At 66.7% G+C, this 15,254-nt stretch carries 12 protein-coding genes and 1 rRNA gene; 2 read left to right on the top strand and 11 right to left on the bottom strand.

Features of this window, described 5'->3' with window-relative positions:
* The 9 genes from C5B85_RS11545 to argC all read right to left on the bottom strand — a co-directional run.
* Window positions 1-85: ribosomal RNA gene (locus C5B85_RS11545) — 16S ribosomal RNA — on the bottom strand; the annotation flags it as partial.
* A 612-nt stretch (window positions 86-697) separates the two neighbouring features.
* On the bottom strand, window positions 698-2,002 hold the full coding sequence (tyrS, locus tag C5B85_RS11540) for a tyrosine--tRNA ligase (RefSeq protein WP_104286176.1): 1,305 nt from the start codon (window positions 2,000-2,002) through the stop codon (window positions 698-700).
* Window positions 2,003-2,030: 28 nt separating this feature from the next.
* Window positions 2,031-2,672 carry a DNA-3-methyladenine glycosylase gene (locus C5B85_RS11535; protein ID WP_104286175.1) on the bottom strand — a complete coding sequence of 214 codons (642 nt, stop codon included), beginning with the start codon at window positions 2,670-2,672 and terminating at the stop codon, window positions 2,031-2,033.
* A gap of 8 nt (window positions 2,673-2,680) precedes the next feature.
* Window positions 2,681-4,114 carry an argininosuccinate lyase gene (gene argH, locus C5B85_RS11530; protein ID WP_104286174.1) on the bottom strand — a complete coding sequence of 478 codons (1,434 nt, stop codon included), beginning with the start codon at window positions 4,112-4,114 and terminating at the stop codon, window positions 2,681-2,683.
* A gap of 2 nt (window positions 4,115-4,116) precedes the next feature.
* Window positions 4,117-5,316 carry an argininosuccinate synthase gene (locus tag C5B85_RS11525; RefSeq protein WP_104286173.1) on the bottom strand — a complete coding sequence of 400 codons (1,200 nt, stop codon included), beginning with the start codon at window positions 5,314-5,316 and terminating at the stop codon, window positions 4,117-4,119.
* A gap of 55 nt (window positions 5,317-5,371) precedes the next feature.
* Complete coding sequence (argF, locus tag C5B85_RS11520) at window positions 5,372-6,301, bottom strand: ornithine carbamoyltransferase (RefSeq protein WP_104286172.1); 930 nt, start codon at window positions 6,299-6,301, stop codon at window positions 5,372-5,374.
* A gap of 70 nt (window positions 6,302-6,371) precedes the next feature.
* Complete coding sequence (gene argB / locus C5B85_RS11515) at window positions 6,372-7,262, bottom strand: acetylglutamate kinase (RefSeq protein WP_104286171.1); 891 nt, start codon at window positions 7,260-7,262, stop codon at window positions 6,372-6,374.
* Window positions 7,263-7,351: 89 nt separating this feature from the next.
* Window positions 7,352-8,515, bottom strand: coding sequence for a bifunctional glutamate N-acetyltransferase/amino-acid acetyltransferase ArgJ (gene argJ, locus C5B85_RS11510; RefSeq protein WP_104286170.1), 1,164 nt, complete (start codon window positions 8,513-8,515; stop codon window positions 7,352-7,354).
* Complete coding sequence (argC, locus tag C5B85_RS11505) at window positions 8,512-9,561, bottom strand: N-acetyl-gamma-glutamyl-phosphate reductase (protein ID WP_104286169.1); 1,050 nt, start codon at window positions 9,559-9,561, stop codon at window positions 8,512-8,514. Before argC ends, argJ begins: the two co-directional genes overlap by 4 nt.
* A gap of 214 nt (window positions 9,562-9,775) precedes the next feature.
* On the opposite strand from argC, the gene C5B85_RS11500 reads away from it, so the two are divergent.
* Together C5B85_RS11500 and sufU are read left to right on the top strand one after the other, a co-directional pair.
* On the top strand, window positions 9,776-11,068 hold the full coding sequence (locus C5B85_RS11500) for a SufS family cysteine desulfurase (protein ID WP_258070745.1): 1,293 nt from the start codon (window positions 9,776-9,778) through the stop codon (window positions 11,066-11,068).
* Window positions 11,065-11,520 (top strand): Fe-S cluster assembly sulfur transfer protein SufU, encoded by a 456-nt coding sequence (gene sufU, locus C5B85_RS11495; RefSeq protein WP_104286168.1) that lies wholly within the window; start codon window positions 11,065-11,067, stop codon window positions 11,518-11,520. The genes C5B85_RS11500 and sufU overlap by 4 nt, the downstream gene beginning before the upstream one ends.
* A gap of 115 nt (window positions 11,521-11,635) precedes the next feature.
* Here sufU and pheT read toward each other — a convergent pair whose 3' ends face one another.
* A complete protein-coding gene (pheT, locus tag C5B85_RS11490) occupies window positions 11,636-14,203 on the bottom strand; it encodes a phenylalanine--tRNA ligase subunit beta (RefSeq protein WP_104286167.1) in 2,568 nt (855 codons plus the stop codon).
* A gap of 2 nt (window positions 14,204-14,205) precedes the next feature.
* Complete coding sequence (pheS, locus tag C5B85_RS11485; protein ID WP_104286166.1) at window positions 14,206-15,252, bottom strand: phenylalanine--tRNA ligase subunit alpha; 1,047 nt, start codon at window positions 15,250-15,252, stop codon at window positions 14,206-14,208.
* Window positions 15,253-15,254: the final 2 nt, after the last annotated feature.

Raw genomic sequence — 15,254 nt, 5'->3', positions numbered from 1 at the left:
AGCAAGCTGGGCTTCATCGTTCGACTTGCATGTGTTAAGCACGCCGCCAGCGTTCGTCCTGAGCCAGGATCAAACTCTCCGTAAATGAATAACAACCAAACGACCCGAAAGCCGCCTGATAAACATCACGCCACCACACAATGTGCGATGACAAGTTTGAAACTGACAAAAAACAAAACAACACCAAACCCGAAAGTTCAGTACTGACTTGTATTGTCCAAATATGTTTCCAAAAGGAATCCTTACCCCTCAAAAAGAGAGGCTACCCCTCCAAAAAGAAGAGGCACGGGATCAAATTGGCATTTGACATAGTGCACGCTGTTGAGTTCTCAAGAATCGAGCGCTTCCCTCTTCAGACCTCGCGGCCATCTCTAAGGAGCAATCGCTTGCACTGCAAACCCCGGACAAGAAACACGGACCGTGAGCATGAAGCTCATCCCCCGCACAACCAACTGGAAGAACCAGAGACTGACGATCTTGCTACCCGGTGAGGCAGGAGTTCCGAGTGTAGATCATGTTGCTCCAACTTGCAAGAACAAGTGGCAGATGCTGATCTTTCTTTCAGAACTGTCCGACCCGTGCGACCCGCTCTCGCGTTTCGCTCCGTTGGCCTGACGAGTGATTACATTACGCACGGCCGGGGCGGCGCACAACTCGGGGCGCATCCCGGGCGTGTCGACGCTCCCCCGAACCGCCGTCAGCCCCGGAAAATCAGGCCTGCGAGCGTCTTCTTGCCGCGGCGGAGCACAGCAACGCCGCCGGCGAGCGCAGCCGCCCGGTCCACGACCGCTGCCTCATCAGCAACTCGCTCGTTGTTGAGCGAGACACCACCCTGCGCGATGCCGCGCCGTGCGTCGCCGAGACTCTTCGCGAGACCCGTGTCCACAAGAGCCTGCGCGAGCAGCGTTCCATCCTCGATCTCCGCGTTCGGGAGTTCAAGGATCGCGGACCGAAGCGTTTCACCGTCGAGCGCGGAGAGCTCGCCCTGGCCGAACAGCGCAGCCGAAGCCGCGATGACCGCTTCGGTTGCCTGCTCGCCATGAACCAGCGAGGTCACCTTCGAGGCGAGGGTCTTCTGCGCGACGCGCTTGAACGGCTCGTCCGCGACGAGCTTCTCGAGCTCGGCGATCTCGGCGCGGTTCAGGAACGTGAAGATCTTGATGCGCGCGATGACGTCGGCGTCGTCGGTGTTGAGCCAGAACTGGTAGAACGCGTACGGACTGGTGAGCGCGGCATCGATCCAGATCGCGTTGCCCTCGCTCTTGCCGAACTTCGTGCCGTCCGAGTTCGTGATGAGCGGGGTTCCGAGCGCGTGGACGCTTGCGCCTTCGGTGCGGCGGATCAGATCGACGCCGGATGTCAGGTTGCCCCACTGGTCGCTGCCGCCCGTCTGCAGCACGCAGCCGTAGTTGCGGTGCAACTCCAGGAAATCGATGGCCTGCAGAATCTGGTAGCTGAACTCCGTGTACGAGATACCCGCCTCGGAGTTGAGTCGAGCCGAGACGGCATCTTTCTTGAGCATCGAACCGACACGGAAGTGCTTGCCGATCTCGCGTAGGAAGTCGATCGCGGACAGCGGCGCCGTCCAGTCGAGGTTGTTCACCATTCGAGCGGCGTTGTCACCCTCGAACGACAGGTAGCCGTCAATCTGCCCGCGCAGGCCCTCGACCCATTCCGCGACGGTCTCCCGCGAATTGAGGGTGCGCTCCGCCGTGGGGCGCGGGTCCCCGATCAGACCCGTCGAGCCGCCGACGAGCCCGAGCGGCTTGTGGCCGGCGAGCTGGAGACGCCGAAGAAGGATCAGCTGCACGAGGTGACCGAGGTGCAGGCTCGGAGCGGTCGGATCGAAACCGCAGTAGTACGTGATCGGCCCCTCGTTCATCCGCTCCTTGAGCTCGGCCAAATCGGTCGAGACGTGGATGAACCCGCGCCACTCGAGTTCGTCGATAACGTGCTCGAAAGTAGCGTCGTTGTGCTGGGTCGTCAGATCACGCGTAGTCACCGGCCAACCGTATCAAGCAGATGCCGTCTCAGCTCCTCCCCGCGCGGAGCGACTTGTGGGCGGTGTACTTCGAGACGGAGGGCTCACCCTCCAGCCAAAACCGCCAGTCAAACGGAGAGGCTCCGCCAGGAGCTCCCACTCCGACTCGAAGCCCCCGTACCACTGCACCTCGATCGCCGGATGTTCGAGCGACGAGCGCAAACGGCTCCTCGTCGAACCGAGCTTCGTCATCGCCGATACTCGCGCCGAGGGCTGTGACCAGGTTGCCCGGCCCCCGAGCCAGCTCGTGGTCCCTCGGTGGAGGACCCGAGCGACGACCGGCAATGCGCCGCGACCTCGCCAACTCGACGCCGCTGACCACCTCGCCTGCTCTGAGCAGCACAGCCGACGAAGTGCCCAGCTCCCCAGCCACGACATTGAGGCACGTGTGGATGCCGTAGATGCGATACGCGTACAGGTACCCGACGGGGCCGAACATCGTGGCGTTCCTCGCCGTTCGGCCACGGAACCCATGCGAGCCAGGGTCTTCCACTCCCGCATACGCCTCGACCTCAGTCAGGCGAATCGAGACGACCCCCTCCGGTGACGAACGCGAAAGGACCGCCCCCAGCAGCGCTTCTGCTGCTGAGAGCGGTCCTTCGCGAAGGGCCGCGTGGAGATCCGTACCCACGCGATGGCCTAGGACTTGAGTGAGGCCAGTCGTTCGCGGAGCTCGACGATCTGCTCCGCGACGCGAACCGGAGCCGTGCCCCCACGCCCGTCGCGGGTCGCAACGGACCCCTCGACGACAAGCACCTCGCGGACCTCGGGCGACAGGTACTCGGACACTGCCGAGATCTCCTCGTCGCTCAAGCCGTCGAGGTCGACGCCCTTGGACTCCGCCGCCTGAACCATGGAGCCCGACACCTCGTGAGCGATGCGGAACGGGACCTGCCGCTTGACGAGCCACTCGGCCACGTCCGTGGCGAGCGAGAAGCCCTGCGGCGCGAGTTCGCGCATCCGCTCGCCGTGGAACGTGAGCGTCGCGACCATTCCGGTGAACGCCGGCAGCACGAGCTCGAGCGTCTCGACTGAATCGAAAATCGGCTCTTTGTCCTCCTGCAGGTCGCGGTTGTACGCGAGCGGCAGGGCCTTGAGCGTCGCCAGCAGTCCGGTCAGATTGCCGATGAGGCGCCCCGCCTTGCCACGCGCGAGTTCCGCGATGTCCGGGTTCTTCTTCTGCGGCATGATGCTCGACCCCGTCGAGTACGCATCGTGCAGCGTGACGAATCCGAACTCCTTCGTGTTCCAGAGGATGATCTCCTCCGAGAGACGCGACAGGTCGATGCCGATCTGCGCCGAGATGAACGCAAACTCCGCGACCAGGTCGCGGCTCGCCGTGGCGTCGATCGAGTTCGGTGACGAGGAGGCGAAGCCAAGCTCACGCGCGACGCGAACCGCATCGAGGCCGAGCGTCGAACCAGCGAGCGCGCCAGCACCATACGGCGACTCGTCGAGTCGGCGATCGAAGTCACGGAGCCGATCAAGATCGCGCACCAGTGGCCACGCATGCGCCAGCAGGTGATGCGAGAGCAGGACGGGCTGCGCGTGCTGCAGGTGCGTGCGGCCGGGCATGATCACGTGGATGTTCTGCTCGGCCTGCTGCGCGAGAACTTCCACGAGCGTCTCGATCTGCTGCGCGATCGTCGCGCTGTGGTCCCGCAGGTACATGCGCACGAACGTGGCGATCTGGTCGTTACGGCTGCGACCGGCGCGGAGCTTACCGCCGAGCTCGGGTCCGGCGATCTCGATCAGACCCCGTTCGAGCGCGCCGTGCACGTCCTCGTCGTCCTCGGCCGCCACGAACTCCAAGGCCACCACCCGACGCTCGAGCTCGCTGAGCGCATCCAACATGCCGGCGAGCTCAGCATCGTCGAGGTAGCCCGCGGCCGCGAGCGCACCAGCGTGCGCTCGCGACCCGGCCACGTCATACTTCGCGAGCTGCCAGTCGAAATGCGTCGACTTCGAGAGTCGTGCCAACTCCGGGGACGGCCCGTCGCTGAAGCGACCGCCCCAGAGCGCGCCCGGCGTGGTCACTCCCCCGGAGCTCGAGGCGCCCTCGGATGCGACCATGCTCAGAGTTCCGGCTTGTCGCGACGAGCCGAGATCTTCGACGGAAGGCTCCAGAGTTCGATGAACCCCTTCGCGTGCGACTGGTCGAACGTGTCGCCGGTGTCGTAGGTGGCCAGGCTGTAGTCGTACAGCGACTCGTCGGAGCGGCGACCGGTGACAACAGCGCGACCACCGTGCAGCGTCATGCGCACTTCGCCGGAGACGTGCTCCTGCGTGTGGTTGATGAATGCATCGAGCGAGCGCTTGAGGCCGGAGAACCAAAGACCGTCGTAGACGAGGTTCGACCATTCGGCTTCGATGCCGCGCTTGAAGCGTGCGACGTCGCGCTCGATCGTGAGGTCCTCGAGGTGCTCGTGCGCCTCAATGAGCGCTAGGCCTGCCGGCGACTCGTAGATCTCGCGGCTCTTGATGCCCACAAGGCGGTCCTCGACGACATCGATACGGCCGACTCCCTGGTCACCAGCGAGCTTGTTCATGAGCTCGACGACCTGGATCGGAGACAGCGACTCACCGTTGATCTTGACCGGAACACCCTGTTCGAACGTGACCGTGACCTCTGTGGGCTCGCGCGTCAGGTCCGGGTCCTGCGTGTAGGTGTAGAGGTCTTCGATGGGTGGGTTCCACGGGTCCTCGAGGAACCCGGTCTCGACGGCACGACCCCAGACGTTCTGATCGATCGAGTATGGGCTCTTCTTCGACTGCTCGATCGGCAGGTTGTGCTCCTGCGCGTACACGATCGCCTTGTCGCGGGTCAGCGCGAGGTCGCGGACGGGGGCGATGGAGGTGAGCTCGGGAGCCACGGCAGCGACAGCGGCCTCGAAGCGAACCTGGTCGTTGCCCTTGCCCGTGCAGCCGTGCGCGATCGAGTCAGCGCCAAGCTCGCGAGCGGTCTTCGCGAGGTGCTTCGCGATGAGCGGCCGTGAGAGCGCAGAGACCAGCGGGTAGCGCTTCTGATAGAGAGCGTTTGCCTTGAGCGCTGGCACGATGTAGTCGCTCGCGAACTCCTCGCGAGCGTCGATGACCACCGATTCGACAGCGCCGCAGTCGAGCGCTCGCTGCCGCACCTTCTCCATGTCTTCACCGGCCTGGCCGACGTCGATCGCGAGTGCGACCACGTCCTTGCCGGTGGCGTCCTTCAGCCAACCGATGCCGACGGAGGTGTCGAGACCTCCGGAGTATGCGAGAACGACGCGTTCCGTCATCAATGCTCCTAGCGTTTGAGTCTTGTGTTCAGTCTATGTGTGGTGGATGGGCTGGTCAGGCCGCGGCTTTGGCGAGCAACCAGACGAGCAGCGCCTTCTGGGCGTGCAGGCGGTTCTCGGCCTCGTCCCAGATGACGGACTGCGGCCCGTCGATGACGGCGGCATCAACCTCGTAGCCTCGGTCGGCCGGAAGGCAGTGCAGGAAGATCGCGCCCTCCGCGGCCTTGGCCATCGTGTCCTCGGTGACGCGGTAGGCACTGAGCGCGTCGATGCGGCTCTGCTTCTCGTCCTCGCGTCCCATCGAGACCCACGTGTCGGTCACGACGACGTCGGCCCCGGCGACCAGGCTGTCGATGTCGTCGCCGACGACCACGGAGCCGCCAGTCTCGGCGGCGATCCGCTCGGCGTCTGCGACGACGTCAGCCCGCGGCTGGTAGCCAGCGGGCGCGGCGATACGCACGTGCATCCCGGCCGTCGCACACGCGAGCAGATACGAGTGCCCCATGTTGCTCTCCCCATCGCCGAGGAACACGAGCGTGCGTCCTGCCGGCGCACCGAGGTGCTCGTTGACGGTCAGCAGATCGGCGAGCAGCTGGCACGGGTGGAAGTCGTCGCTCAGCGCGTTGACAACAGGCACCAGAGCCCCCTGCGCCATCTCCTCGAGCCCGCTCTGCGCGTAGGTCCGCCAGACGATAGCCGCAACCTGGCGCTCGAGAACACGAGCGGTGTCCGAAGCGGTCTCCTTGCCGCCGAGTTGGCTCGACGCCGTCGAGATGATGAGCGGTGAGCCGCCGAGCTCCGAGATGCCGACGTGGAAGGAGACGCGTGTGCGCGTCGAGGTCTTGTCGAAGATCACTGCCACGCTGCGGGGCCCCTCGAGCGGACGTGCAGAGAATCGATCGCGCTTGAGCACAGTGGCGAGCTCGAGCACCTCGCGCTGCTCTGCTGGTGTCAGGTCGTCGTCGCGAAGGAAGTGGCGAATCACAGTGTGGCCTTTCGGTGGGTCAGAGAGCGAAGTCGAAGCGTCAGGCGCTCGTTCGGGCAGCATTCGGCTGCTAAGCGGAAACCTTGGTGCCGAAGCCCTCAGTCGTGAAGATCTCGAGCAGCATCGAGTGCGGAACGCGGCCGTCGATGATGGCCGCCTGTTCGACGCCGCCCTCGACAGCTTCGATGCACGCCTGTACTTTCGGGATCATGCCTGCCGACAGCGTTGGCAGCAAAGTCCGGAGCTCGTCGAGGTTGATCTCCGAGATCAGCGAATCGATGTCGGGCCAGTCACGGTAGAGGCCGGCGACATCGGTCAGCATGATGAGCTTCGCGGCGCCGAGGGCCTGAGCGAGCGCAGACGCGGCTCGGTCAGCGTTGATGTTGAGGGCTTTGCGCGGCGAGTCGATGTCACTCGCGATCGATGAGACGACGGGGATGCGACCTGCCGCGATATCTGCCTTGACCACGGTCGGGTCAACGCTCTCGATCTCACCGACCAGACCGAGGTCGACGGTCTCGCCGTCGATGAAGAGCTTCTTCCGCCTCGCCTGGAAGAGTCCGGCGTCCTCACCGCTGGTGGCAACCGCGATCGGAGCTCGTTCGTTGATCGCCGCCACGAGCTCGCGCGCCACCTGGCCTCCGAGCACCATGCGGACGACTTCCATCGCCTCTTCGCTCGTCACGCGGTAGCCGTCCTTGAACTCGCTCTCGATGCGCAGCTTGCCGAGCATCCGCGAGATGTGGGGTCCGCCGCCGTGCACGATGACCGGCTTGATGCCCGCGTAGCGCAGGAACGCGATGTCAGACGCGAAGGCCTCGAAGAGCTCGGTGTCGACCATGGCGTTGCCGCCGAACTTGATCACGAGCACGCGACCCGCGAACTCCTGCATCCAAGGCAGGGCCTCGATGAGCGTCTCGACCTTGGAGGTCGCCTTCTCGTACAGGTCGGGAGTGGTCATGCTGCCCCTTTCGGGCCGGTCAGAAACCGTCGGTCTGGTCGGACATCCGCTCGGCGGGTGCCTCTCCTCACCAGGAGTGTCGCTGTTCGTCAGGACGAGTAGGCGCTGTTCTCGTGGACGTAGTCGTGCGTCAGGTCGTTGGTGAGGATGGTCGCCTCGCTGACGCCCGCATGAAGGTCGATCACGACATTCGTGTCGCGCGGGGTGAGGTCGACGAGCTCAGCGGACTCGTGGGGAGTTCCCGCACGGCAGACCATGACTCCGTTGATCGTGACGTCGAGCGCCTGCGGGTCGAACTCCGCGTCGGTCGTGCCGACCGCGGCGAGCACGCGCCCCCAGTTCGGGTCGTTGCCGAAGATCGCGGCCTTGAAGAGGTTCGAACGGGCGACGGCTCGCGAGGCGTCGAGAGCGTCCTGTTCGGTCGCCGCGCCGATGGTCGTGATCGTCACGTCGTGGCTGGCACCTTCGGCGTCCTGCTGCAGCTGGCGAGCCAGGTCGGCGCACACCTCGGTGAGGACCGTCGTGAAGGCCGCTTCATTTGGAGTGACGCCGCTCGCGCCGGAGGCCATGAGAGTGACCTGGTCGTTGGTCGACATGCAGCCGTCCGAATCGACGCGGTCGAACGTCACGCGTGTGGCGGCGCGCAGGGCGCGGTCGAGTGCAGCGGACTCCAGGTCGGCGTCCGTCGTGATGACCACGAGCATCGTCGCGAGCCCAGGCGCGAGCATCCCTGCGCCTTTGGCCATCGCACCCACGACGTAGCCGTCGCCGTCGCGCACGGATCGCTTCGGCTTCGAGTCGGTCGTCATGATCGCGAGCGAGGCTTCCTCGCCCGCCTCCGTCGTGTCAGCAAGGGAGTCAGCGGTGAGCTCGACTCCACGCAGCACGCCGTCGCGGAAGCTCTGGTCGCCGACGCCGATGAGGCCGGTCGAGCAGACCAGCACGTCACCCGCACCGATGCCGAGCTTGGCTGCGACAGCCTCCGCCGTCTGGTGCGTGGTCTGGAATCCGAAGGAACCCGTGTAGCAGTTCGCGCCGCCGGAGTTCAGGACGATCGCCGAGATCGAGCCACCTCGAATGGCCTCCTGCGACCACAGGATGGGGTTGGCCTTGCAGCGGTTGCTCGTGAACACCGCGGCACAGGCCGCGCTCGGCCCGTCGTTGACGACGAGTGCGACGTCGCGTCGCCCCTCCGACTTGATGCCTGCCGCGGCACCTGCCGCGCGGAAGCCTGCTGCTGCGGTCACGCTCACGGTGCCACTCCGTCCAGGGGAAGGCCGAGGGACTCTTCGAGTCCGAGGGCGATGTTCGCTGACTGCACTGCGGCGCCCGCAGTGCCCTTGCCGAGGTTGTCGATGGCGGCAACGGCCACAAATCTGCCGGCCCGCTCGTCGATGCCGATGCCGATCGACGCGCGGTTCGAGCCGGTCACGTCGCCCGTCCGCGGCCACTCGTCTTCCGGGAGGAGCTGCACGAAGCGCTCGGCGCCGTAGGACTCTTCGTAGGCGGCGCGAAGCGCGGCCGCGTCGACCCCGTCGGCGAGGCGGGCCGTCGTCGTGGCCAGGATGCCTCGGGCCATTGGCACGAGAACGGGAGTGAAGGCGAGCGTGACCTCGGCCCCGCCTGCACGCCTGAGGTTCTGCCTGACCTCCGGATTGTGCCTGTGGCCACCAGTCACTGCGTAGGGGTTCGCGGAGCCGATGAGCTCGGAGCCCAGCAACGACACGGCGGCCTTCTTGCCGGCCCCTGAGGGACCGACAGCAAGGACGGCGGTGAGGTCGGCCGCGTGCACGAGCCCGCGGTGGAGGGCGGGCGCAAGGGCGAGGGTGATCGCCGTGACGTTGCAGCCAGGCACCGCCACACGGGACACACCCGCGAGATTCGAGCGCTGCTTGACTGTGGACTCGGAGAGCTCCAGCTCGGGCAGGCCGTAGGCCCAGGAACCGAAGAAGTCGCCGCCGTAGTACTCGGCCCAGTCCTCCTCGCGCTCGAGGCGGTGGTCGGCACCGCAGTCGATCACGAGCGTGTCTTCGCCGAGCTCAGCCGAGATGGCGCCGGACGCCCCGTGCGGCAGGGCCAGGAAGACCACGTCGTGGCCGCTGAGGACCTCCGCGGTTGTCGGCTCCAGCACGAGGTCGGCGTAGCTCGCGAGGTGCGGATGCACACGGAGGAGTCGCTCGCCCGCATTCGCGTGTGCGGTGACGGTACGGACCTCGAGTTCGGGATGCGAGGCGAGAATTCGCAGGAGCTCGCCGCCTGCGTACCCGCTCGCCCCAGCTACTGCAACGGAGAAAGCCATGCCGTTCATCCTAGGCCGTGCCACCCCCACCGGCCGCCAGGCGAATGCGCATCGGAAGCACAGCTGAGGGAATGCATGGGGCAGAGCGCTCGTTGCACTCGTAGGCTTGACAGGCTGAGGCCTCGACGTTCACGCGTCGGCGGCGCGAAGCCAACGAGAGGACGATGTGACACTGAACACCGAAGGCCCAGCCTCCCCCGCCGAGGCCGACGCGATCCAAGCGGCTCCCCACGCTCTGAGCGACGCGCGCGTGCTGGAGCTGCGAGAGGACTTTCCGATCTTGGATCAGGAGGTCAACGGCGAGGCGCTCGTGTACCTCGACTCCGGCGCCACGTCGCAGAGACCCACGCAGGTCCTGGAGACCGAGCGCCGATTCCTCGAGACCGAGAACGCCGCCGTCCACCGCGGGGCACACACGCTCGCGGCACTCTCGACGGTGGCCTTCGAAGACGCTCGAGAGACGGTTGCGCGCTTCGTGGGAGCTGCTCCAGAGCAGATCTCGTGGACGCTGAACGCGACCGACGCCATCAACCTCGTGACCGGCGGCATCCGGATCGCGAGCGCCGGCCGTGGCGGCCCGCGCGCCTCCCGCCTCGCGATCGGCGAAGGCGACGAGATCCTCATCACGGAGGCCGAGCACCACGCGAACCTCGTGCCGTGGCAGGAGCTCGCCCTCGACACCGGGGCGACACTCGTCTACGTTCCAGTGAACGACCGAGGCACGTGGAGCGTCGAAGACGCCGCGGCCCTCATCTCCCCCCGCACGAAGGTCTTCGCCTTCGCACACGTCTCCAACGTGACCGGCCTCGTCGCCGACGCGAACCGCCTCACCGGGCTCGCGCACGAAGCCGGAGCGATCGTCGTGCTCGACGCTTGCCAGTCCGTGCCGCACCTCCCCGTGAACTTCCCGGCAATCGGTGTCGACTTCGCCGCCTTCTCCGGGCACAAGATGCTCGGCCCCAACGGTGTCGGAGTGCTCTACGGGCGCGCCGAGATGCTGGAGGCGCTCCCGCCTGCCCGCACCGGTGGGTCGATGATCACTACCGTGACGATGGAGGCCAGCGACTTCATGGCTCCCCCGACGCGCTTCGAGGCCGGCACGCAGCCGGTCTCGCAGGCCGTCGCCCTCGCTGAAGCAGTCCGCTACCTGGAATCGGTGGGCATGGATGCTGTGGCGGGGCACGAGGCCGAGATGGGTCAGCTGCTCCTCGCAGGCCTCTCCGGCATCCCCGGTGTCCGCATCATCGGCGAGCCAGCCGGCGTGCCACGCGCCGGCCTCGTGAGTTTCGCTGTCGAGGGGGTCCACTCCCACGACGTGACCCAGTTCCTGGACTCGAAGGGCATCGCCGTTCGCGGCGGTCACCACTGCGCGCAGCCGCTGCACCGCAGGCTCGGGCTCACGGCATCCACCCGGGCGAGCAGCTACCTCTACACGACCCGAGCCGACATCGACCGGCTCGTGTTCGCAGTCGGCCAGATCCGAGCCTGGTTCGGAGTCGACGCGTGAGCGCGCTCGACGGCCTCTACCAGCAGCTCATCCTCGAGCACTCGAAGAAGCGGGCGGGCGAGGGCCCGCTCGCCGATGCCGACGCGGAGCACTTCGAGCGCAACCCCAGCTGCGGCGACGAAATCACCGTGCGCGTGAAACTCGACGAAGCGGGCGAGAGCCTCTCTGAGCTCGCCTGGCAGGGCGACGGCTGCAGCATCTCCATGGCGTCAGCATCCGTGCTCAGCGAGCTCGCCGTCGGCAAGTCCACGACCGAGATCGAGGAGCTCGTCGCCGCGTTCCGCCTCATGCTCCGGACACGCGACGGGTCAGAGCCAGACGAGGACCTCCTCGAAGACGCGGTGGCCTTCCAGGGCGTCTCCAAGTTCGTCATGCGCGTGAAGTGCGCCATGCTCTCCTGGGTTGCCCTCGAGGCGAGCTTGAAAGAGGCGGCTGTCTCGCGCGACAGCTGAGACCTCCGGACAGCCCCGAGCCGCCCATCCCTCAGCTGCTCAAGACAAACTCGAGACAAAGCCGAATCGCCCGACCCCATCAGGGGCCGGGCGATTGCTTTTGGATGCTCGTTCGTCAGGCTCGCATCGTCGCGCCGAAGCGCCCCGCGGCAAGCGCTGCGCCGGATTCCTTGGCATCGCTGGCCTCGGCCGCCGTCAGCGTGCGGTCGGTGGCGCGGAAGCGAAGCGCGAAGGTGAGGCTCTTCTGACCCGCCTCCAGCCCCGCCCCGCGGTAGTCGTCGACGACCGTCAGCTGCTCGAGGAGCGGACCAGCGCCCTCGCTCACTGCGCTCGAGACCGCTGCCGCCGGCACTGACGCATCCACGACGAGGCTCAGGTCCTGCGTCGCCGCCGGGAAGGTCGAGATCGGCTCTGGCAGGATCTCCCGCAGAGCGAGCTCGATGACCGCATCGAGGTTGACCTCGAAGGCCGCGACGACTCGCGGAAGATCAGCGCCCTCCGCGATGTCCGGGTGCACTTCGCCCGCGTAGCCGACAACAACCTCGTCCGCGCCATGGCTCACGAAGAGCTCAGCGCACCGACCAGGGTGGAAGGCACGGTGCGAGCCCTGACGGACCTGGATCTCGGCGCCGGTCGCGAGACCGAGCTGCGAGACGAGCTCGAGCGCGTCCTGCCAGGATGCGGCGACTGGCGCGTGTCCCGGCCGCTTCGGCTCGCGCTGCCCGAGCACGAGACCTGCGGCGTGCCTCGGCTGCGGCGGCAGTCCAGCCTCCAACTCCGCGATGCGCTCCGGGGTCGGCCGCACGGCGACCGCCGGCACCTCGTCGACGCCGTAGACGACGCCAGACTCCGGCTTGAAGACTGTTCCCGTCTCAAAGATCGAGAGGTCGGTGAGACCGCGCGAGACGTTGCGGTGCGCGATGGTCAGGAGCCCAGGCAGGAGACTCGTGCGGAGCCACGCTGCACGAGGGTCAAGCGGGTTTGCGAGCTTGACCGCCGCGACGTCGCCCTCATCCGGCCGACCGAAGGTGACGGTGTCCGCCTCAGCCACGAACGGGTAGCTCTGCACCTCAACGGCGCCGGAGCTGGCGAGCACGTCGGCGGCAGCGCGGCGGAGCCGCTGCTCACGAGTGAGGCCACGCCCCGGAGGTGCCACAGGAAGACGAGAAGGGATGCGCTCGAAGTCGCACAGCCGCCCGATCTCCTCTACGAGTGTGACCGGCTCGGTGAGGTCGCCGCGCCAGCTCGGCACGGTGACCCCGAGGAGCCCCTCGGCCTCTTCCCAGACCTCGCAGCCGACGGCGCGCAGTGCCCCGACCGTCTCCTCGAGCGTGTAGTCGACGCCCATGATGCGCGAGGCGGCATCAACCGGCAGAGTCAACGACTCTGGTGTCGGGATCTGCTCGTGCACGCTGCCGGCGCGCACGACGCGTCCGCCTGCGTGCTCGACGAGCAGCTCGGCCACGCGGGCCGCCGCGGGCTGTGCAACTCGAGGATCAACTCTGCGCTCGAAGCGCCGCGACGCCTCGCTCGGGAGCTTGTGTCTGCGTGCCGTGCGGGCGATCGAGATCGGCGAGAATGACGCAGCCTCGATGAACACGTTGCGGGTCTCGGTGCTGAGCTCGGTCTCCTCGCCACCCATGACCCCGGCAAGCCCGATGGGGCCGCGGTCGTCGGTGATGAGGATGTCCTCGGCGCTGAGCGTGCGCTGCTTGCCGTCGAGGGTCGTCAGCTGCTCGCCTTCGCTGGCACGCCTCACGTGGATGCCACCGCGGAGCTTGTCAAGGTCGTAGCCGTGGATCGGCTGGCCGAGCTCGAGCATGACGTAGTTCGTGATGTCGATGGCGACGCCAAGCGGGCGGATACCCGCGAGGCGGAGTCGCTGGGCCATCCAGATCGGGGTTGGCCGCGTCGCATCGATGCCCTCGACGACGAGCCCCACGAAGACGGGTGCCATCGGCTGGTCACGCACGGTGGCGTCGTCATCGATCAACACCTGCACGCGCACGTCCTGCGCGTCAGCCGCGATGGCCTCGGCCAGGATCGACTCGAGCTGCGGTCGGAGGGCCGGGTCCGTGAAAGCGACGTCCGTCGCGTTCGAGTACTCGCGGACGAGCCCTCGAATCGACATCGCGTAGCCGCGGTCTGGCGTGACATTGACCTCGATCGCCTGCTCGGTGAGCCCGAGCAGCTCGATGGCGTCAGTGCCAGGGGCCGCTGCCACTCCGAGGCGCGACAGGACGATGATGCCCTCGTGGTCATCCCCCATCCCGAGCTCACGCTGCGAGGCGATCATGCCGTCGGAGACGTGCCCATAAGTCTTCCGGGCCGCGATTGCGAAGTCACCGGGAAGAACCGCGCCAGGAAGCGTGACGACGACCGAGTCGCCGACTCCGAAGTTGTGCGCACCGCAGACGATGCCGCGCACATCCGCGCCCCCGTCGGCCGCAAGCTGCCCTTCTGGCGCGACGCGGACCTGGCACCAGTTGATGGTCTTGCCGTTCGACTGGGGTTCTGGCTCAGCGGAGAGCACTTCGCCGACGACGATCGGACCCTGCAGCTGGGTGCCGTGAACGGCCTCGTCTTCCAGCCCGACGCGAACGAAGGCGTCGAGCACGGACGCCGGGGAGACCGATGCCGGAATCTCCGCGTATTCGCGGAGCCAGGAGAGTGGGGCACGCATGACTAGATCACCATTCCGAACTGGGTGCTGAAGCGGACATCGCCCTCGACCATGTCTCGCATGTCGGTGAGCGCGTTGCGGAACATCAGGGTGCGCTCGACACCCATGCCGAACGCGAAGCCCTGGTACTCCTCCGGGTCGACGCCCGCCGCGAGCAGGACGTTGGGGTGCACCATGCCGCAGCCGCCCCACTCGATCCAGCGCGGGCCGCCCTTGGCGCCCGGGTGCCAGATGTCCATCTCAGCGCTCGGCTCCGTGAACGGGAAGTAGTTGTTGCGCAGTCGGATGCGCGCTTCGTCGCCGAACATCGACGTCGCAAAGTGCTCGAGCGTGCCGCGGAGGTGAGCCATGGTGAGGCCCTTGTCGATCGCGATGCCCTCGAACTGCGTGAAGACGGGCGTGTGCGTCGCGTCGAGTTCGTCGGTGCGGTACGTGCGGCCTGGCGCGAGCACGTAGAGAGGGACGCCGCGCTCGATGAGGGAACGCATCTGAACCGGTGAGGTGTGCGTGCGCATGACGAGGTGGCGGTCTGCTGGCTCCACGAAGAACGTGTCCTGCATGGCCCGCGCCGGGTGGTCGGCGTCGAAGTTGAGCGAATCGAAGTTGAACCACTCGCTCTCGAGCTCGGGACCTTCCGCGATCTCCCAGCCCATTCCGACGAAGATGTCGCTCACGCGGTCCTGGAGGACGGTGAGCGGATGCCGGGCGCCGGGCGCGCGCGCGGGCCGCGCGAGCGTGACGTCGACAGTCTCGACGGCGAGACGTGCGGCTGCCTCCGCCTGCGCCAGCTCGCCCTCGCGAGCTGCAAAGGCTTCGTTGACCCGGCTGCGGGCCTGCCCGATGAGCTGGCCCGCTTCCTTCTTGCTCTCCTTGGGAACGGCTCGCATGGCGGCGTTCAGCGACGCAATCGCTGAGCCCTCCGCCAGATGCTCGGCGCGCACTCGCTTGAGTGCTGTCAGGTCGGGCGCCGCGGCGATGGCGGCGAGCGCCGCGTCGACCGCGGAGCCAACGGCTTCCTGCGTGATGGGGTTCGATGAGGCGTCAGACACAA

The sequence above is a fragment of the Pseudoclavibacter sp. AY1F1 genome (assembly GCF_002931075.1).
Taxonomy (GTDB): domain Bacteria; phylum Actinomycetota; class Actinomycetes; order Actinomycetales; family Microbacteriaceae; genus Pseudoclavibacter.
Note: the sequence above shows the minus strand (reverse complement) of the source record. Positions and strands in the feature narration are given on the sequence as shown.